Consider the following 18,474-nt stretch of genomic DNA (forward strand, 5'->3'; position numbering starts at 1 on the left):
CCCATCTACGGAGCGAGTGTCTGGAGCAGGCTGGAAGGCGGGGGAGACGCGGAAGGCCCCGTCCGCCGTCGTCCTTGAGGAACGACGGCGGACGGGGCCTGTGCGGCCGGCCTGCCTTGGGCCGGGGGTGCTTGGGCGTCAGCCCTTGACTGAACCGCTCATCAGGCCGCCCACAAAGTACTTGCCCAACAGGATGTAGACAATGAGTGTGGGGACGGAGGCGATCAGCGCGCCGGCCATGGAGGCGGCGTAGTCGGTGAGCTGGCCGCCGGCGAGGAAGGACAGTGCGATCGTGACCGGGCCGTTGCGGCCGGAGGAGAAGAACGCGGCAAAGAGGTAGTCGTTCCAGGCGGAGGTGAACTGCCAGATCAACACCACGACGAAGCCGGGGGCCGAGACGGGGAAGATGACCGAGCCGTAGGTGCGCAGGATGCCGGCACCGTCCATGCGAGCCGCCTCGATGAGTTCATCGGGGACGGAGGCATAGTAGTTGCGGAAGATCAGCGTACAGATCGGCAGGCCGTAGACAATGTGCAGCAGCATCAGGGACGGGACGCCCTGCGGCACGCCGAGGTCGCTGACAAGCTGCGTCAACGGGATCATGACGGCCTGGTAGGGGATGAACATGCCGAACAAGATCAACGTGAACACGATGTTCGAGCCGGGGAACCTCCACTTGGACAGCACATAGCCGTTGATGGAGCCCAGGAAGGCGGACACCAATGCCGAGGGCACCACCAGCAGGACGGTGCGGCCCAAGGAGGGGGCCAGCGTGGTCCAGGCCTTCACCCAGCCGCCGGTTTCCCACACTTCGGGGAGGTACCAGGCACGGGAGGGGTCGGCGTCGGCCGTTCCCTTGAAACTGGTGATGAACAAAACGTACGCGGGCAGCATGACCACGACGACGAAGAAGATCAGCAGCGCGTACTTGAGCGTGCGGTTGATGCGCCGTTTGTTGTTGCGCTTGGCATCCGACTTCATGTCCTGCGCCGAACGCAGGCGGTTCTTGTTGTTCACTGTGGCGGTGGACATTAGCGCTTCTCCGCTCGTGAGGTGTACATGAGGTAGGGGATGACGACCAGTGCCACGAGAACCAGCAGGATGGTGCCGATCGCGGCGGCATCGGCGTAGTCGCTGCCAATGTATTTGACCCACATCATGGTCGCCGGAACCTGGACGTCATAGGTGTTGGCGTCCGGCACGATGGCGCGGATGAGGTCGAACAGTTTCAGGGACATGTGGCCGATGATGATGACGGCGGAGAGCATGACCGGGCTGAGCTGCGGGAAGATTACGTGGCGGTACAGTTTCCATTCGGTGCAACCGTCGATGCGTGCCGCTTCGCGCAGCTCGTCGGGGATGCCGCGGAAACCGGCAAGGAACAACGCCATGACGTAGCCGGAAAGCTGCCAGATGGCGGGGACGGCGATGGCCGCAATGCCCCAGGTGGGGTTCGACCACCAGTCGTTTTGCAAGGCACCCAAACCAACACTGTCAAGGAGCCGGTTCAGCCCCGTGGTGCGTTCACCGCCGGGCTGGGTGGTTTGCAGGCTGGAGAGCAGCCAGCGCCACACAACGCCGGAGGCGATGAAGGAGACCGACATGGGGAACAAGTACACCGAGCGGAAGAACCCTTCGCCCTTGGACGGCTGTTCCAGGATCCAGGCCCACAGGAAGCCGAAGATCAAGGTGCCACCGAGGAAGACGATGGTCAGGACCAGCAGGTTCCACAGTGAGTGCTGGAAGTTTGGGTCTGCCAAGAGGTTGGTGTAATTGTCAAAGCCAACGTATTTGTTGCTGGGCTTGGCCGTGTGCTGGTTTGTGAGGCTGACACGGAAGTTCTCAATGATGAGCCAGTAGACGAAGACGCCCACCAGGATGATTGTCGGGGCCAGCAGCAATACGCCGGGACCCCATGTTTTTGCACGTTTTAACATAGTTTGCCTCCTTCCGAAGAAAATCGGTAGTGCATGGCTTGGGGGCGGCACGACATGATTGTCGCGGCCGCCCCCAGCCTGAATGCGGTGTGTTACTCGGCGAACTTCGCCGCGATCGATGCTGCGGAATCCTGCAGCCCTGAAACGTTCTTGTCGCCGCCGAACTTGTTGACGGCGGTGCTCAGGTCGTTCAACCAGGCAACGGGCACTGCTGCACCGTGCGCCAGTGAGGAGACGATCGTGTCCTGGCCGAAGTCCTTGATGGCGCTCTTCTGGTATTCGGAGAAGTCATCGGTCTTGGCGGTGGTGTTGGCCGGGATGGAGCCCTTGACCTTGTTGAACGCGGTCTGGCCTTCGGCGGAGCCGATGGTGGTCAACCAGGCCTTGGCACCGGCCGGGTTCGGGGCACCCTTGGGCAGTGTGAAGGAGTCGGCGAGGAAGTCGAAGACGCCTGCGGTTCCCGGTGTGGGGAAGTAGACGTAGTCGGTGCCGGCCTTGTCGCCGTCGAGGGTGAACTTGGCTTCCGCCCAGTCGCCCATGACGTTGTAGGCGGCTGCGCCGTCCTGAACGAGCTGTGTGGCAGGAGCCCAGTCGCTGAGTGAGTCGCGGTCGGTGTTGGTGTAGCTGAGGGCCTTCTCGTAAGCCTTGATGGCCGTGGTGACTTCGGCGCTCTTCCACTCGGTTTTGCCATCCCACAGGCCGCTGTAGCCGTCTGCGCCCAAGCTGGCCAGGAGGATGTTTTCAAACAGCTGGACTTGGGTCCAGGAACCGGCGACTGCCAGCGGGATCGTGCCTGAGGCCTTGATCTTGTCCATGTCGGCAAACCAGGCGTCGAGGTCTTCGGCGGGCTTCTCCGGGTCGACGCCGGCCTTCTTCAGGACCTCAACGTTGGCCCAGACGACGTTGGCACGGTGGATGTTGGAGGGCACGGAGTAGATCTTGCCGTCAACTGTCAGACGGTCAATGAGGTCCTTGGGGAACTGCGAGGTGAGGTCGTTCTCCTCGTAGAAGCTGCTCAGGTCCTCGAGCTGGTCTGCGTCGATGTAGTCCTGAAGCTCGGCGCCTGCGTGGGCCTGGAAGGAATCCGGCGGGTTGCCGGCCTTCAACTGTGCGGCCAGGACGCTCTTGGCCTGTGAGCCTGCGCCACCGGCAACGGCAAGGTTGTCAAAGGTGACATCCGGGTAGTCCGTGCCAAACACCTTGACGAGTGCGTCAAGGCCGGCCTTCTCGGAACCATCGGCCCACCAGGTGAAGACGCCGACCTTTCCGGTGGCATCCTTGGCGTTGGAGCTGTCAGCGGGGGTGTCGCCGCCGCCGCCGCAGGCTGCCAGGGTCAGACCCAGCGCTGCAACTCCGGCAAGCAACGATAGACGACGTCGCATGTTTTTCCTCCATGATTAAATGTTCGAAAATGATGATTTGAGAAGGCAATTGGAATACCCCCTCCCCAAAAGTTACCTGCATCACTAATTGCAGTCAACTATTTAACACAACGGAATGGTAACGGTGTGAAGTCCTGCCGTGGGGATGGGGCTGGGGCTGGGGTCATGCGGCTGGGGACTGCGGTCTTGGTGCTGCTGGCAGGGACTGCGGTTCACGGGTGACTGTTGTTCAATGCCAGTGAGATGGCGCCCAGGGCCTCGGCCCTGTCGCCGAGTGAGGACATGACAACTGCTGTTCCCTCACCGATGGCGGGCACCGCGTGGCGTATGAGTCCGCGCCGAATGGGATTCAACAGCGTTTCGCCCAGGGGTGCAAGAGGCCCGCCAACGACTATCATTTCCGGGTTGATCATGTTGGCAACGTTGGCCATCGCCTTGCCGACCGACATTCCTGCATCGTCAATGACGCGCAATGTTGCGGCGTCGCCTGCCTTGGCCCGCTTGATGATTTCCTGCACGGTCAGGGTGGCGGGTTCACCGCGGCTGAGCAGTTCGATCATGACAGCGGTTGACGCCACGGTTTCCAGGCAGCCGCGGTTTCCGCAGCGGCACACCAGACCCTGGTCAAAAATTGTTGCATGGCCGATCTCGCCCGTTATTCCGGTGTGGCCGTAGTAGGGCGCGCCGTTCAGGATCAAGCCCGCGCCGATGCCGCTGCCAATCTTGAGGAACACCAAATCCTTGGCTGCACGGTGTTCTCCCCATGTCACCTGTGCCAGCGCCCCAAGATTGGCGTCATTGTCGGCAAAAATGGGCATCTTGAGTGCCTGCTGCAGCTGGGCGACGATGTTTACGCCCACCCACTCGGGCAGGATGGCGCCCCGGATGACCGTGCCCGTGCGGTGGTCTATGGGGCCAGGGACGCCGACTCCGGCGCCAATGACCCGGCTGCGGTCTATGCCCGACTCGATGAGCAGCTCGTCCATCATGGCAGCTGCGGCGGCTATGCTTTCCGCCGCCAAATGGCCTACCGGAAGCTGGGCAAACCGTTCAGCCTTGACCTTGAAGCTGGGGCTGGCGAGAACCAGGCGGACGTGGCTGCGGCCGAAGTCGATGCCTGCCGCCACATCGGGGGTTTCCAGCAGGGACACTGCCAGTGCGCGCCGCCCGGAGCTCGTGGTGGGACGGGTCGTGGCCAGTCCGTTGGCGCACATGGACTTGACGATGTTGGAGATCGTGGCCGTGGAAAGCCCGGTGGTTCGGGCCAGTTCGGCCTGTGACAAGGCGCCCTGATCGCGAAGCGTGGCAACAATGAGTTGTTCGTTGCGTTGGCGCAGCGCTGACTGTGAGCCTGGCCTGGACCCGTGGCGTGCAAGGGGGGAAAGGTGTTCGCTCATAGGTAGTAGCGTGCATCACAATTAGCCTTGCAGTCAAGATGTGAACACAATGTGGGAAATCGGCGCAATTTTACCTTAACGCAAAAACCCAGAAATCGCGGAAACGGCTTGTATGCGGGATTAGCCAGATCAGCCGTCCGTGCCGCGAGCCCCTTGGCAGTTGGTCTGCAACTGACCTGCACGTCATCCCGGGCCCCTGGCGCACGCATAAGTCCGGAAATTGTTGAATTTGTTTGTTTCCCCTTAACTTGCCGCCATCATTGCGAACGGAGGGGCTGGGGAGGTGAAATCGCGTGGTGTCCTCAAATAGCCCTGTGCCATGGCAAGCCCTGTCGCATGGCAATGGCCCTGAAGAAAAAACTTCAGGGCCATTGCAGTGCTCGCGCAGGTGGACGCTCGCGCAGGTGGCCGGCCATGCAGGCCCGCCTCGCCGGACTAGGGCTGAACCTGCTTGTGTTTGCGGGCCAGGCCAACATAGTTTGTGGCGTTGTCCCGGACGTGCTCCAATTCCTCGGCGCTCAGTTCGCGGCGCACTTTCGCCGGGACCCCGGCAACGAGGGAACCGGGCGGAATGACGGCACCCTCGAGCACCACCGCACCGCCAGCCACCAGCGATCCGGCGCCAATGACTGCGCCGTTCATGATGGTGGCACTCATGCCTATCAAGCAGTCGTCCTCAACTGTGCAGCCGTGGATGATGGCACCGTGGCCAACGCTCACGCCGTTGCCGACGACGGTGGGGAATCCCGGGTCGGCGTGCAGCACAACATTGTCCTGAAGATTGCTGCCTGCACCAACGGTGATTGAATTTGAGTCCCCGCGCATCACGACACCGTAGAACGCGCTGGAATCAGCTCCGAGGGTCGCCTTGCCAATGAGGACTGCTGTGTGGGCCACAAAAGCGCTCTCGTGAACCGAGGGGGTGTTGCCGTCAAGGGTGATCAATTGCTGCATTGCGGATCCAATCGTTGGACGGATGGTTGCTGAAAGGTTGTTCCGGGATCTGGTGGCTGCCGTGCCCTGCTGCCGATTACCAGCGTGGGTGAATGTCAGCCCGCAGCAGCGAGTCATAGATGCTGCCGACTCCGGAGTTGAATTCACTGCCCAAAGCAGGCAGCGAACCGGCTGCGGCGTTGCTTTGGGCCTGCGTCGTGGACCGGGCGCCGGGGATGACGGTCGAGACGCCGTCGAGCTGGGCCACCCAGGCCAGTGCCGTCTGGGCTGTGGTGCCAGCTTCTGCGGCTGCCAGTGCCGTGAACTTCTCCGCCGCCTCGAGGCCGACAGTGTAATCAACACCGGAGAAGGTCTCGCCCACGTCGAAGTGGCTGCCGTCGCGGTTGAAATTGCGGTGGTCGTTCTCGGCGAAAGTTGTGGTTGCGGTGTACTTGCCGGAGAGCAGGCCGCTGGCGAGGGGGACGCGGGCGATGATGCCAACTCCGGCGCGGCGGGCAGCCGGCAGCACGGCGTCCAGCGGTTTCAGGCGGAAGGCGTTGAGGATGATTTGGATGGTTGCCACGTTGGGGCGGGCGATCGCGGCCAGCGCCTGCTCGCAGCTTTCAACGCTGAGGCCGTAGTTGGCGATGGCGCCCTCTGCAACCAACGTGTCGAGCGCGTCATAAACTTCGTCCGAGGTCACAACGGCCGTGGGAGGGCAGTGCAGCTGCACCAAATCGAGGGTGTCCACGCCGAGGTTTTTTCGGGACCGGTCCGTCCAGGCGCGGAAGTTCTCCATGACATAGTTTTCCGGGATCTGCTCCATGCGCCGGCCCATCTTGGTGGCGACGGTGATGCTGCGGCCCTCCCCGGCGTCCTTGAGGAAGCGCCCGATGACCTGCTCGCTGCGGCCGTCCCCGTAGACGTCCGCAGTGTCAAAGAACGTGACGCCGGCATCGGCTGCGGCCGCAAGCACCGACAGCGCATCAGCCTCGCTGACATCGCCCCAATCCGCACCCAGTTGCCAGGTTCCAAGTCCGACGGCGGATACGGTGCGGTTCGTCTTGCCCAAGATATGTGTCTGCATTCCTCCAGCCTAGCCAATCGGAATGGCGAATCGTCGGGACCCGCTGCGCGTCGCTGCGCCAGGACAACAGTGGCGATGGCGCGGGGAGTGTTGGCATGTGGGTGCAAGGTGGGGGAGGAGCGCAAGGCAACGTCCCGCCGTCGTGCTTCATGTTCTCAAGAAATCGAGTTTGCAGTTATTGGACGGAATCGACAACTGAAAGCGAATTCCGGGCTAACAACTGCAAACTCGATTTCAAAAACGGAAGGAAGGGGGCAGTCAAGGCACCCGTCCAAGAATGCACGGGGCAACCGAGCAGCCCCGCTGTGTCCCGGAAGCTGCTGCCCCTTCCCGGCGGGATTGAATTGGTGTCTGCACGGACCGCCACGCGGTGGGCGCAACGATGGCGCTTTCATCATCCGAGGGGTGGCGCCCGTGCGGGTGGCCAATGGCTCCACTGATCGTCCATTTCCGGAGGTTATGTGTCGTGGTTCAGCCTTGGCAGTGACACGATCCACTGTCCCGGCCCCTGATACTGCCGTTGGCGGGCTGCGGTGGCACGGTAGAATTGTGTGTCGCTTGCCGGCGGCGGTTCAACACCGGACACCGGGCCCGCATTGTGCGACGGGCACAGCGGCATGATCGTCCAGGGTGCCGCGATGGCTGCGGCAGGTGACTGGAAAATGCAGGGACGGCAGCCGCATCTGCCATCCCGGCCACACAGAATGGAAACTCTGGAATGCCACGTATTGATGAGCCGGGCGCTGTAAAGACGGGCTCACGCGGCAGTTCCGGCACTGCCTTGGGTCTGGGGCGCCAGTTGCTTCGGCGCAAACCCATTGCGCAAATGGTCCAGGAGACCAACGACGGCACCGGCGGGCGCAAGCTGGTGCGGAGCTTCGGTGTCCTGCAGCTGACCATGATCAGCGTCGGCGCAACACTGGGCACCGGCATCTTTGTGATCCTTGGCGATTCCGTGCCGATGGCCGGGCCCGCCATCTTCATTTCGTTCCTGATCGCCGGCGTTGCGGCGTTGCTCTCCGCCATCTCCTACGCGGAAATGGCCGGCATGGTGCCGGTTTCCGGATCCAGCTATTCCTACACCTATGCGACGCTGGGTGAAGGCATGGCGTGGATCTGCGGCTGGTGCCTGGTGCTGGAATACGCGGTGTCCGTGGCCGCCGTGGCCGTGGGGGCCGGCCAGTACATCAATGAATCCGTCGCGGGCTTGGGGTGGGTGCTGCCCGACTTCATGTCCCAGCCACCCGGTTCCGGCGGCGTCATGAACCTGCCCGCCATGGCCATCGTGCTTCTGTCCATGGTGCTGCTCATGCGAGGTGCCAGGGAAAGCGCCTGGGTCAACACCACCATAGTGTTCATCAAGATCGTGATTCTGCTGTTCTTTTGCACCGTGGCTTTCACAGCGTTCAACGCCGGCAACTTTGACCCGCTGATGCCCATGGGTGCCGCCGGCGTCTCGGCCGCGGCTTCCCGGGTGTTCTTCTCCTACATTGGCTTCGATGCGGCGTCCACAGCGGGCGAGGAGGCGAAAAATCCACAGCGCGACCTGCCCCGGGCCATCATGCTTTCCATGGTGATTGTCACCTCAATTTACGTTCTGGTGGCTGTTGCCGCGATCGGCGCCCGCGAGTGGACCTGGTTCGAGGGCACCGAAGCGGCCCTGGTCAAGATCCTCCAGGAAATCACCCACCAGCCATGGATTGCCGCGGTGTTCGCCATTGGTGCGGTGCTGGCCATCACCAGCGTTGTGCTGGCCGTGCTCTATGGCCAGACCCGGATTCTCGTCTCCATGTCGCGCGACGGACTGGTGCCCAAGGTGTTCGGCAGGATTTCAGCCAAGCGCGGCACTCCTGTTGCAGGCACCTTGATCGTTGGCATCGCCGTCGCGCTGACGGCCGGGCTGGTGCCGTTGGGTGCCCTGGCCGACGCAACAAGCATTGGGACCCTGTTCGCCTTTACCCTGGTCAATATTTCCGTCATCTATTTGCGCCGCAATCGCCCCGAACTCAAACGGAGCTACCGGGCGGCGTTCTACCCCGTGACGCCGATCCTCGGCGCGCTCATGTGCGTGTACCTGATGATTAACCTCGGCGGCCTGACTTGGCTGGTGTTCCTGCTGTGGATGATCGTGGGCCTGATCGCGTACTTCGCCTACGGCCGCCGCCACTCGCGGGTGGCCGCACTGTCGCAGTCCGACTACGAGATGCTGTCCGCAGCGCCCATCGAGCCGGTGCTCCCCACCCGCGAAAACCGCTGACCGGCGACTCCCGGGTGGGGGTCTCGGGCCCACGCTCGCGAAGGCCCGACGGCTCCCGGGTGTTGGTCAGTCGAAGACGACTGTCCGGTGGCCGTCGAGGAGAACGCGGTGTTCGGCATGCCACTGCACGGCCTGGGCCAGTGTGCGGGCCTCAACGGCGCGGCCCATCGAGACGAACTTCTCGACCGAATGGCCGTGCTCAACCCGGATGACTTCCTGCTCAATGATGGGGCCCTCATCCAGCACTGCCGTGACGTAATGGGCGGTGGCGCCAATGATCTTCACACCGCGGGCATGCGCCTGGTGGTACGGCTTGGCGCCCTTGAAGGACGGCAGGAACGAATGGTGGATGTTGATGGCGCGCCCGGCCAGGTGGTTGCAGAGGTCGTCGGAAAGCACCTGCATGTAGCGCGCGAGCACAACGAGTTCGACGTCGAGCTCCGCCACCAGCGCGAGCAGCTGCGCCTCGGCGTCGGCCTTGGTGTCAGGGGTGACCGGGATGTAATAAAAGGGGATGCCGTAAAACTCGGCGAGCGGTTCCAGGTCCCTGTGGTTGGAGACGATCGCCGGGATTTCCACGGGCAGGGTGCCCGAGCGCTGCAGGAACAGCAGGTCGTTGAGGCAGTGGGCCGCCTTGGACGCCAGAATCAAGGTGCGGACGGGTGCCCCGGCGCGGTGCAGGGTCCACGTGAGCGCAAAGCGTTCGGCAACGGTGTCAAGGTGTTCGCGCAGGAGGCTGAACGCCGTCGTGGTTTCCACGGCAACACGCATGAAGAAGGTGCCGGTGTCCGGGCTGCCGTACTGCTGGGAGTCGGTGATGTTGCAGCCGGCCTCCAACAGGGATCCGGAAACGGCGTGGACAATGCCGGGCTGGTCGGCGCAGGAGAGTGTCAGCACATATCCGTGCGTGGCTGCCGGGGTGGTCACGGCGGGAGAATTCAAGTCAGTCACCCGTTCAACGTTACCGTCCAATTCGCAGCTGTACTACAATTGAGGCGTTGCGACTGGCGATGAGGTGGGACACCACCGGGGAGCAGCACGAGCGAAGACCTCACGATCGTACGCCTGGGACGTGAGGGCACTTTTGCCAATGCCTGCCATTGGCCGTGGGGAATCCCAGTGCCACGCTCCTGCCTTGAACGGCATGTGCACACAGGGAGTCTTGCAAATGCGGCCATGACCGGAATGGCGATAATCTTTCCTAGAAGAGTTTTTTTCGTGCTGCCACCAGGAGTCTGTAGTGTCTTTCACCCCCACCCAGTCCGTGACCAATGCCCCGCTCTCCGAGCTTGACCCGGAAATCGCCGCCGTCCTCAAGGACGAGCTTGGCCGCCAGCGCGACACGCTGGAAATGATCGCCAGCGAAAACTTCGCCCCCCGTGCCGTCCTTGAAGCCCAGGGCTCGGTCCTGACCAACAAGTACGCCGAGGGCTACCCGGGCCGCCGCTACTACGGCGGCTGCGAATACGTTGACGTGGCGGAAACCCTGGCCATCGAGCGCGTCAAGGACCTGTTCGGTGCAGAGTACGCCAACGTCCAGCCGCACTCCGGTGCCCAGGCAAACGCCGCGGCGCTCGCCGCCATGATCAAGCCCGGCGACAAGATCCTGGGCCTGTCCCTGGCCCACGGCGGACACCTGACCCACGGCATGAAGCTGAACTTCTCCGGCAAGCTGTACGAGGTTGCTGCCTACGAAGTTGAACCCGACACGTTCCGCATCGACATGGACAAGCTGCGCGCCCAGGCCATCGCCGAGAAGCCCCAGGTCATCATCGCCGGCTGGTCCGCCTACCCGCGCCAACTGGATTTTGCCGCGTTCCGCTCCATCGCCGACGAGGTGGGCGCCCTGCTCTGGACCGACATGGCCCACTTTGCCGGACTGGTTGCGGCAGGCCTGCACCCGAGCCCGGTGCCGTACTCCGACGTCGTCACCTCCACCGTGCACAAGACCCTTTCCGGTCCGCGCTCCGGTGTGATCCTGGCCAAGAAGGAATGGGCCAAGAAGCTCAACTCTGCTGTGTTCCCGGGACAGCAGGGCGGCCCGCTCATGCACGTCATCGCCGCCAAGGCCGTGGCGTTCAAGGTTGCCGCCGGCGAGGAGTTCAAGGAACGCCAGACCCGCGTGCTGGAAGGTGCCAAGATCCTTGCCGAGCGCCTGAACGCACCCGACGTTGCCGAAGCCGGCGTGTCCGTGCTGACCGGCGGCACCGATGTGCACCTGGTGCTCGTTGACCTGCGCAACTCCGTGCTGGACGGCCAGCAGGCCGAAGACCTCCTGCACAGCGTGGGCATCACCGTGAACCGCAACGCCGTGCCGTTCGACCCCCGCCCCCCGATGGTCACCTCCGGCCTGCGCATCGGCACCCCGGCACTGGCCACGCGCGGCTTCGGTGCTCCGGAGTTCACCGAGGTTGCCGAGATCATCGCAGCCGCACTGAAGGGCGGCGCAGACGTTGCTGCCCTCAGTGCCCGCGTCAAGGCCCTCACCGCCAACTTCCCCCTGTACCCCGGTCAGGAAGAATGGTAAAAATGGCGACTGCTCAAATCCTTGACGGCAAGGCCACCGCCGCAGCCATCAAAGCCGAGTTGACCGAACGCGTCGCGGCCCTCGCCGCCCGCGGCGTCACCCCGGGCCTGGGCACCATCCTGGTTGGCTCGGATCCAGGCTCCCAGTGGTACGTGGGCGGCAAGCACAAGGACTGCGCCGAAGTCGGCATCAAGTCCATCCGCATCGACCTGCCCGAGACGGCCACCCAGGACGAGGTCCTGGCCGCCGTCCGCCAGCTCAACGACGATCCGTCCTGCACCGGCTACATCGTGCAGCTGCCGCTGCCGAAGCATATTGACCAGGACGTGGTGCTTGAAGCCATCGACCCGGCCAAGGACGCCGACGGCCTGCACCCCATGAATCTGGGCCGCCTGGTCGCCAACGTCAACCGCCCCATGACGTCCCCGCTGCCGTGCACGCCCAAAGGCTGTGTGGTGCTGCTGGAACGCCACGGCATTTCGCTGAACGGCAAGCGCGTGGTGGTTGTTGGCCGCGGCGTGACCATCGGCCGGCCAATGGGCCTGCTGCTGACCCGCCGCGACATCAACGCCACCGTGGTCCTGGCCCACACCGGCACGAAGGACCTGGCCGCCGAGCTGCGCTTGGCCGACGTCGTGGTTGCCGCAGCCGGCGTGCCACACATGATCAAGGCCGCCGACCTCAAGCCCGGCGCCATTGTCCTGGACGTTGGCGTGAGCCGCGTGGATGACGGCAACGGCAAGGCGGTAGTCACCGGCGATGTGGAGCCGGCCGCCGCCTCCGTGGCGAGCTGGATTTCCCCGAACCCGGGCGGGGTCGGTCCCATGACCCGCGCCATGCTGCTGGCCAACGTGGTGGAGGCCGCGGAGCGCGCGTAGCTGTTGCCCGGCTGGTGCCCGGCTCAGGGAGGCCGACGGCGGAACTTAGGTTCCGGCGTCGGCCTCCTTTTTGTTGTGGCCGGGTCCCGGCCGGGCATCACGGCTCGATCGACTCCACCCGCTCGGGCCGCCCGTCCACCCAGGCCACGAGCAGACGGACCTGTTCAGGGAGGCTCTCGTCGCTGTAGCGGACGCTGATGGTGGGACCGGCCTCCTCCAAGCAGAGCTCGTAGAGTTGCGCATCGGGCCATGATTTTTCCGGCGGGGGAGGGGGCTCCTCACGGAGGTTGGCGCGGTCAACCTCGACGGCAAATGTCTTCGCGGCAGCTTGCGGCAAGGATTTGGCGTCGAGTTCGGTGCGGGCAACCAAGCCCGCCAAGCCGGCTCCCCGAAAAATGATCAACCTCATGGCAGCACGCCAACCTCTTGCCAAGCCTGGTGCACGGCATCCTGCTCGGTGGAGCCAAACAGGGACCCGGCGACGTCGACCGTGGCCTGGGCGGCCGCATTAAATTGCGTGTTCGGACGTAGCCGGGTGGTCAGGACCTGGTACCAGATCCGCCCCGCTTTCTCCCAGGCATGGCCGCCCATGGCGATCGCCGCGAGGGCGAATGCCCGGTTGGGGATGCCCGAGTTGATGTGCACGCCGCCATTGTCGTTGCGGGGGTCGTTGTCATCGGGCAGCTCCACGAAGTGCTCCATGTCCGCGGGCTGCCTGTCGCCGGAGTTGGCCGTGCCGGGGTGGAGCATGGAACGCAGCGCCTTGCCGATCCCGGGGACCAGTATCCCCTCGCCCACCAGCCAGTTGGCCTCGGCCGCCGTCTGGTTCAGGCTGTACTGCTTGACCAGCGAGCCGAAGACGTCGGAGAACGATTCGTTCAGCGCCCCCGACTGTTTGCTGTACACCAGCCCCGCGGTGAACTCGGTGACGCCGTGGGTCAGCTCATGGGCGATCACGTCCACGGAGCGTGTCAGTCCGCCCACCTGGAAGATGCGTCCGCTGCCGTCGCCGTAAACCATCTGGGCCCCGTCCCAAAACGCGTTGTCGAAGGCGACGCCGTAGTGGACGGAGGAGAGCAGCTCCATCCCTGCGTTGTCCAGGGAGTTGCGGCCGTAGATGTCCCGGTAGAACTCGTAGGTGTCGTTGCTGCCGTCATAGGCCTGGTTGACCGCCTCATCCTGCACCGGCGGCTTCTGCCAATCGCGCACCAAGACCCCGGGCAGGAACGGCCTGCCCTGCTTTTGGTTGTCGTAGACACTCAGCCGCTCGCCCGTCCCGGCAACCGAGCCCATCAAGGCCCCTGCGTGCAGGTTCAGTCGGCGGCCGAGGTGGCCCATCACGGCGCGCTGAGAGCGGATGGCTGCGGAGGTGGCCAGCGCCCTCACCGCAGCCTCCCGCTGCTGGGGATTGCCCTTTACCGCCAACCACCCCAAGAGGTCTGGCGGCGCGATGCTGCAGTGCGCCCGGCCTTGGATTCCCGACATGTCGTTGTCCCCTTCCTCAACCCGTTTCCACCATGATGCGCCTGTTCAACGGCCGGGGCAAGGAAACAGCCTTCCGCCGTGGGCCCGTCCCGCGTTGGCTCCGATATTCCGCCACTGCGGAACCCCCGCCGCCTGCCGCCTCCCGGCCCTAGGCTCTCCGGAACAGCGCCGCCTGCACCCGCGACTGCAGGCCCAGCTTTGCCAATACCCGGGAGACATGCGTTTTCACCGTGGCCTCCGAGATGCCCAGCTGGCGGCCAATCGAATAATTTGTCAGGCCCCCGCCGAGGCACTCAAAGACTTCGCGTTCGCGTCCCGTGAGCAGATCCAGGCCGGGCGGCTCCGCCGGTGAGGCGGCCGGACCGCTGCCCGGCGACAGAGCCGCGGCCACTATCCGCGCCGTCACCTCCGGCGCGATCACCTGGTCACCGTCGTGGACACGCCGAATGGCATCGGTGATGGCTCCGGGCTCGGCCGACTTGAGCAGGAATCCGGAGGCACCTCCCTGCAGGGCACCAAACAGGTAGGAGTCGTGGTCAAAGGTCGTCAACACCAGCACCTTGGCCGTCCCTTCGCTGCAAATCTGCCGGGTCGCTTCGACCCCGTCCATGACAGGCATGCGCAAATCCATCAGCACGACGTCGGGTCGCAGCGTGCGTGCCATGCCCACCGTGAGTGCACCGTCGCCGGCTTCCCCCACCACTTCCATGTCGGGTGCAGTGTCCACCACCATGCGCATGCCCAGCCTGATGGCGGCATGGTCATCGGCCAGCAGCACGGTGATGGGTTGCAGGATAGTGGGCGCTGGTTCGGTCATGTCTTGATTCCGCTCGGAATAATTTGTGGTGCCGGGGCCGGTGACTGTGCTGATGCTGGTCCGGATGCGGCCGGGGCAGGAGCCGGCAGCCGCAGCTCCACCACCCACTGGCTGCCACGGGGCCCTGCGGTGATGGACCCGCCGGCGTGGGCGGCCCGGAAATGCATGCTGGGGATCCCTGTGCCGGTTCCGCCGCGCGTTGCGGGTGCAGGGGTAGGTTGCGCCGGCACAGTTTGCGCTGGTGGATTCTGACCCGACCGGTCCTGCGGCAGCCCGGGCAGCTGGTTGGACACGCGCAGGCGGACAGCCGCAGGAGCCGAAGCTTCGTCCCCAGGAGGAGTCGTGCCTGCCGCCTTTGCAGCTGCGGCTCCGGGCGCGGAGGTCGTGACACTGTCCAGAATCACTGTGACCGGGGAGCCGGGCGCGTGCCGGGTGGCGTTGAGCAGGGACTCGGCCGAAACCCGATAGATGGCAGTCTGGACGTGCAGCGGCAGGTGATTCCCGGCGTCGTCCAAGGAATTTTCCAGGGAGACCGCAGTTCCGGCCAGACGGTACTGCTCCACCAGCGACGCCAGGTCGGCCACGCGCCCTGCCGTCTCATCCAGGGCGCCGGTGTGCAGGAGCCGGATCATGCCGTTCAGCTCGTCCAGACCGGCGACGCTCTCGGCCCGGATCCGGGTCAGCACGCGGCTCTGCGGCGACGGCGTGTCCAGAGGCGGGGTTTGAAGTGCCGCGCCGGATTGCAGGGCGATGGCGGAGAGCCGGGCCGAAAGCACGTCGTGCAACTCCCGGGCCATGTGCTGGCGCTCCCGCTCGAGGACCAGTTCGTGGGCTGTTCTGTCGGCGAGAAGGCGGTGCTCGGCGGCTTCCCGGACAGCCTCTGCCCGGGCGGATTCGCTTTCGGCCAGGCGCTGGGCCTTGCGCAGGTTTCCCGCCCACTCGACGGGCATGAGCAGCGTCATGGCGGCCAGCACGGCCGCCACAACTGTGAGTTCCGCCTGCCGAGTGAAGGCAAAAACCACCAGCGTCAGCAGAATCGACAGGCCCACGGCAGTGTTGCCGGCCGCCGTGGAGGCCCGGGTGGAACCAAACAACACCAGGGAGAAGAACAGCTCAAACACCAGCACCAGCGCGGCGGGCTGGTTCGCCAGCAACAACAGCACGGCCGCCACGCCGCAGAGCACCGCCATGGCCGGAGTGGCCGTCCGGCGCAAGAGCACGCCCACACAGCCCAACACCGCAAACAACACCCAGTTCCGGGCCAGCCAGGGCAGGGAAAAATCTGTTGCAGTGCCAAACCGCACGGCATCCAAAATCCAAAACACGATGAAATAAGAGGCGGCAAGCCAAAAATCCTCGCGCCGGATGCCCCACACGCGGGACAAGACACGGGCACTGAGCGAAACCTTGGCAGGAGGCGTTTGGGGCGAAGCGGTCGGGGGAGCGGTCATGCGTCAATCCTGTCCGGAGCGGCCGTGCCGGGCAAGCCGGGCAGGGGCTCATGCGACGAAGGTATGACATGCCCCTACCCACCATGGCCGACGACGGAGACCGGATCAGTTGGCAGGCTGGGCCCATGACCATCGCAATTTATGCCCAACTGGCTGTTTTGGCCCTCATCGACAGCACCAGCATCGGCACCTTGCTCATACCGCTCTGGCTGTTGCTGCGCCCCGACGCAAAGCGCCTTGCCCCGCGGATACTGCTCTACCTTGGCGTATTGGCCGGCTTCTACTTGATCGTCGGCATCCTGGTGCTTAGCGGGGCCGATTGGGTCATCCGCGGACTCGGCGCGGATTCGCTGACGCAGATCCCCGCCATCCAGTGGGCCATGACGATTGGTGGGGGCGCCCTGCTGGCCTATGCATTGTTTGCGGGTTCGGGGAAGAAACCGGCCAAGGCCGCGGTGCCCGCGGGACGTGCGCGGGATGCGGCTGCGGGGACGGGCTTCGAGCCGGGAGCAGGACTGGAACCTGCCGTGCCCGCTGCCGAGGCGAAGTGGCAACAGCGGATCGCCAAGGCGCTGCGCAGCCCGGGCGGGCTGGTGGCCCTGGCTGTGATCGCCGGGCTGCTGGAGCTGCCCACGATGCTGCCCTACCTGGTGGCCATCGGAGTCCTGTCCAATTCCACCCTGGCACTTCCGGCCGGGATCGGCGTCCTTGCTGTGTACTGCCTGGTCATGCTCCTGCCTGCGCTGGCCCTGCTCGGTCTGCGGGTCGCCCTTGGCAGCAGGCTGGATTCAGTGTTGCAACGCGTCAGCAGCAAAATGGGCCGTTTCGCCAGCGAGACGCTGCTGTGGGTTGCGGGGATCGCCGGATTCCTGCTCCTGCGCGCCGGGTTGTCAGCGCTGGCCCCGTTTGCGGCGTGGAATCCGTTCAAATAGCAGTTACGGGCATTGCACATGAATCGAAACAGCAGCTGATGCACTGCCAATGCCGGCAAAGTCATACGGTGGTTGCAACGCACTGATAGATGGAGCGTTTCATGGTCAAGTTGTTTCCCCCGAATGCCCGCACGGAGTTCGTTGATCTTGTGTGTGGCGGGATGTCGATTATTGCTGCAGCCCGGCGTGTCGGTGCCGTACATCAAACAGGAAGGACGTGGTGGGCACAGTCTGGTCAGATGATGACTGTGAGCATGGGGCCCGTTGGTGGTCTTGCGGATCCGGCACCGGCGCAGGAGAGCCCTGGCCGGGCCTTGAATCTGGCGGAACGAGGGATGATCCAGATGGGCCTGCGAAGTGGAATGAGCTACGCGAGGATCGGTGAATTGATCGGCCGAGACAAGTCCGTGGTCTGGCGGGAAGTTAACCGAAACGCCAGTGGCGACGGCGTGTATTACGCCTCTGTCGCCCACGCAAAGGCGCACCAGTGCCGGCGCCGCCCCAAGTCCCTGAAACTCCTTGAGAACGATGCACTGTGCCGGCTGATCGAGGTCTGGATGGATGATGGGTGGAGTCCGAAACTGATCTCGTCGATGCTGGCGGTTTACTTCGGCGACGACGAGACTATGCAGGTGAGCCACGAAACGATCTACCAGGCACTGTACGTTCAATCCCGCGGGGCCCTGCGGGCAGACCTGGCGGAGAAGCTCAGCTTGAAACGGAAGCAGCGCGTTCCCCACACAGCCGACAGGACGAAGAACAGCCCGTACAAGGACGCGTTCAAGATCAGCGAACGCCCGGCAGAGGTCGAAGACAGGGCCGTGCCAGGCCATTGGGAGGGTGACCTCGTCATCGGCTGCGACGGGACCGCGATCGGCACCCTTGTGGAACGCTCAACAAGGTTCACGATCCTGTTGCACCTCCCCAACGACCACACTGCTGAGACCGTCGCAGCCGCTATGATCCGGGAAATGGGTGATCTCCCGGACCACCTGCGACGGTCCGTCACTTGGGACCGCGGCACCGAACTGGCGGACTATGCCAAGATCCAAATCGCGCTGGATACCACGCTCTATTTCTGCGACCCGCACTCGCCATGGCAGCGCGGCACAAACGAGAATACCAACCGTCTCCTAAGGTTCTGGCTCGAGAAAGGCTCCGACCTCTCCGTCCACGCCCCTGAAGATCTACGCCTGATAGCAGCGAAGCTCAACCGCCGCCCCCGACCCACCCTCAACCTCGATACCCCCGCTAACCGGCTGAACCAACTGCTGCAAACAGCGGCATAAACCCCCGCGTTGCTACGACTACTTGACTTTGCCGCCCGGCACTGCGCATCAGCTGCTGTTTGGAATGTGGGAATGGACCGGGACGGGGCAGAGGTGCGGGGG

General features: G+C 64.2%; 16 protein-coding genes and 1 riboswitch. Of the genes, 5 read left to right on the forward strand and 11 right to left on the reverse strand.

What is annotated here, in order from left to right:
• Nucleotides 1-138: 138 nt before the first annotated feature.
• From ACT3TS_RS09275 to ACT3TS_RS09300, 6 genes are all read right to left on the reverse strand, one after another.
• The gene (locus tag ACT3TS_RS09275) at nucleotides 139-1,032 is read right to left on the reverse strand and encodes a carbohydrate ABC transporter permease (RefSeq protein ID WP_444531222.1); all 894 of its coding nucleotides are present in this window, start codon (nucleotides 1,030-1,032) and stop codon (nucleotides 139-141) included.
• Complete coding sequence (locus tag ACT3TS_RS09280) at nucleotides 1,032-1,937, reverse strand: carbohydrate ABC transporter permease (RefSeq protein WP_444531223.1); 906 nt, start codon at nucleotides 1,935-1,937, stop codon at nucleotides 1,032-1,034. Before ACT3TS_RS09280 ends, ACT3TS_RS09275 begins: the two co-directional genes overlap by 1 nt.
• Nucleotides 1,938-2,029: 92 nt before the next feature.
• Nucleotides 2,030-3,319: an ABC transporter substrate-binding protein gene (locus ACT3TS_RS09285; protein WP_444531224.1), complete on the reverse strand. Its 1,290-nt coding sequence runs from the start codon at nucleotides 3,317-3,319 to the stop codon at nucleotides 2,030-2,032.
• 212 nt (nucleotides 3,320-3,531) lie between these two features.
• A complete protein-coding gene (locus ACT3TS_RS09290; protein WP_444531225.1) occupies nucleotides 3,532-4,716 on the reverse strand; it encodes an ROK family transcriptional regulator in 1,185 nt (394 codons plus the stop codon).
• 435 nt (nucleotides 4,717-5,151) lie between these two features.
• On the reverse strand, nucleotides 5,152-5,670 hold the full coding sequence (locus ACT3TS_RS09295) for a gamma carbonic anhydrase family protein (protein ID WP_444531226.1): 519 nt from the start codon (nucleotides 5,668-5,670) through the stop codon (nucleotides 5,152-5,154).
• A 76-nt stretch (nucleotides 5,671-5,746) separates the two neighbouring features.
• On the reverse strand, nucleotides 5,747-6,736 hold the full coding sequence (locus ACT3TS_RS09300) for an aldo/keto reductase (protein WP_444531227.1): 990 nt from the start codon (nucleotides 6,734-6,736) through the stop codon (nucleotides 5,747-5,749).
• An 826-nt stretch (nucleotides 6,737-7,562) separates the two neighbouring features.
• Between ACT3TS_RS09300 and ACT3TS_RS09305 the strand changes: the two genes are divergently transcribed.
• Nucleotides 7,563-8,993, forward strand: coding sequence for an amino acid permease (locus tag ACT3TS_RS09305; RefSeq protein WP_444531278.1), 1,431 nt, complete (start codon nucleotides 7,563-7,565; stop codon nucleotides 8,991-8,993).
• A gap of 66 nt (nucleotides 8,994-9,059) precedes the next feature.
• Here ACT3TS_RS09305 and purU read toward each other — a convergent pair whose 3' ends face one another.
• Nucleotides 9,060-9,944, reverse strand: coding sequence for a formyltetrahydrofolate deformylase (purU, locus tag ACT3TS_RS09310; protein WP_444531228.1), 885 nt, complete (start codon nucleotides 9,942-9,944; stop codon nucleotides 9,060-9,062).
• 39 nt (nucleotides 9,945-9,983) lie between these two features.
• A riboswitch (ZMP/ZTP riboswitch) is annotated at nucleotides 9,984-10,071 on the forward strand.
• Between the two features lie 162 nt (nucleotides 10,072-10,233).
• Here purU and glyA point away from each other — a divergent pair.
• On the forward strand, nucleotides 10,234-11,520 hold the full coding sequence (glyA, locus tag ACT3TS_RS09315; protein ID WP_444531229.1) for a serine hydroxymethyltransferase: 1,287 nt from the start codon (nucleotides 10,234-10,236) through the stop codon (nucleotides 11,518-11,520).
• 2 nt (nucleotides 11,521-11,522) lie between these two features.
• Complete coding sequence (locus ACT3TS_RS09320; RefSeq protein ID WP_444531230.1) at nucleotides 11,523-12,398, forward strand: bifunctional methylenetetrahydrofolate dehydrogenase/methenyltetrahydrofolate cyclohydrolase; 876 nt, start codon at nucleotides 11,523-11,525, stop codon at nucleotides 12,396-12,398.
• Between the two features lie 97 nt (nucleotides 12,399-12,495).
• On the opposite strand, the gene ACT3TS_RS09325 is transcribed toward ACT3TS_RS09320, so the two are convergent.
• The 4 genes from ACT3TS_RS09325 to ACT3TS_RS09340 all read right to left on the reverse strand — a co-directional run bounded on the left by ACT3TS_RS09325 (nucleotide 12,496) and on the right by ACT3TS_RS09340 (nucleotide 16,151).
• The gene (locus ACT3TS_RS09325) at nucleotides 12,496-12,807 is read right to left on the reverse strand and encodes a protealysin inhibitor emfourin (protein WP_444531231.1); all 312 of its coding nucleotides are present in this window, start codon (nucleotides 12,805-12,807) and stop codon (nucleotides 12,496-12,498) included.
• Nucleotides 12,804-13,883 carry a M4 family metallopeptidase gene (locus tag ACT3TS_RS09330; protein ID WP_444531232.1) on the reverse strand — a complete coding sequence of 360 codons (1,080 nt, stop codon included), beginning with the start codon at nucleotides 13,881-13,883 and terminating at the stop codon, nucleotides 12,804-12,806. Before ACT3TS_RS09330 ends, ACT3TS_RS09325 begins: the two co-directional genes overlap by 4 nt.
• A gap of 148 nt (nucleotides 13,884-14,031) precedes the next feature.
• Entirely contained in the window at nucleotides 14,032-14,700 is a 669-nt protein-coding gene (locus ACT3TS_RS09335; RefSeq protein ID WP_444531233.1) for a response regulator, read from the reverse strand.
• Nucleotides 14,697-16,151 carry a sensor histidine kinase gene (locus ACT3TS_RS09340; protein ID WP_444531234.1) on the reverse strand — a complete coding sequence of 485 codons (1,455 nt, stop codon included), beginning with the start codon at nucleotides 16,149-16,151 and terminating at the stop codon, nucleotides 14,697-14,699. Before ACT3TS_RS09340 ends, ACT3TS_RS09335 begins: the two co-directional genes overlap by 4 nt.
• A 125-nt stretch (nucleotides 16,152-16,276) precedes the next feature.
• Here ACT3TS_RS09340 and ACT3TS_RS09345 point away from each other — a divergent pair, with 125 nt between their 5' ends.
• Together ACT3TS_RS09345 and ACT3TS_RS09350 are read left to right on the forward strand one after the other, a co-directional pair.
• Nucleotides 16,277-17,083 carry a GAP family protein gene (locus ACT3TS_RS09345; protein ID WP_444531235.1) on the forward strand — a complete coding sequence of 269 codons (807 nt, stop codon included), beginning with the start codon at nucleotides 16,277-16,279 and terminating at the stop codon, nucleotides 17,081-17,083.
• Between the two features lie 101 nt (nucleotides 17,084-17,184).
• On the forward strand, nucleotides 17,185-18,372 hold the full coding sequence (locus ACT3TS_RS09350) for an IS30 family transposase (protein ID WP_444531236.1): 1,188 nt from the start codon (nucleotides 17,185-17,187) through the stop codon (nucleotides 18,370-18,372).
• Nucleotides 18,373-18,474: the final 102 nt, after the last annotated feature.

The organism is Specibacter sp. AOP5-B1-6 (assembly GCF_052376555.1).
Lineage (GTDB): Bacteria > Actinomycetota > Actinomycetes > Actinomycetales > Micrococcaceae > Specibacter.

Coding starts and splice junctions, on each gene's coding strand:
- ACT3TS_RS09275 (WP_444531222.1), bottom strand. CDS start 1,032: ATGTCCACCGCCACAGTGAACAACAAGAACCGCCTGCGTTCGGCGCAG.
- ACT3TS_RS09330 (WP_444531232.1), bottom strand. CDS start 13,883: ATGTCGGGAATCCAAGGCCGGGCGCACTGCAGCATCGCGCCGCCAGAC.
- ACT3TS_RS09305 (WP_444531278.1), top strand. CDS start 7,563: ATGGTCCAGGAGACCAACGACGGCACCGGCGGGCGCAAGCTGGTGCGG.
- ACT3TS_RS09285 (WP_444531224.1), bottom strand. CDS start 3,319: ATGCGACGTCGTCTATCGTTGCTTGCCGGAGTTGCAGCGCTGGGTCTG.
- ACT3TS_RS09290 (WP_444531225.1), bottom strand. CDS start 4,716: ATGAGCGAACACCTTTCCCCCCTTGCACGCCACGGGTCCAGGCCAGGC.
- ACT3TS_RS09320 (WP_444531230.1), top strand. CDS start 11,523: ATGGCGACTGCTCAAATCCTTGACGGCAAGGCCACCGCCGCAGCCATC.
- ACT3TS_RS09295 (WP_444531226.1), bottom strand. CDS start 5,670: ATGCAGCAATTGATCACCCTTGACGGCAACACCCCCTCGGTTCACGAG.
- ACT3TS_RS09350 (WP_444531236.1), top strand. CDS start 17,185: ATGGTCAAGTTGTTTCCCCCGAATGCCCGCACGGAGTTCGTTGATCTT.
- ACT3TS_RS09300 (WP_444531227.1), bottom strand. CDS start 6,736: ATGCAGACACATATCTTGGGCAAGACGAACCGCACCGTATCCGCCGTC.
- ACT3TS_RS09340 (WP_444531234.1), bottom strand. CDS start 16,151: ATGACCGCTCCCCCGACCGCTTCGCCCCAAACGCCTCCTGCCAAGGTT.
- ACT3TS_RS09345 (WP_444531235.1), top strand. CDS start 16,277: ATGACCATCGCAATTTATGCCCAACTGGCTGTTTTGGCCCTCATCGAC.
- ACT3TS_RS09280 (WP_444531223.1), bottom strand. CDS start 1,937: ATGTTAAAACGTGCAAAAACATGGGGTCCCGGCGTATTGCTGCTGGCC.
- ACT3TS_RS09325 (WP_444531231.1), bottom strand. CDS start 12,807: ATGAGGTTGATCATTTTTCGGGGAGCCGGCTTGGCGGGCTTGGTTGCC.
- ACT3TS_RS09335 (WP_444531233.1), bottom strand. CDS start 14,700: ATGACCGAACCAGCGCCCACTATCCTGCAACCCATCACCGTGCTGCTG.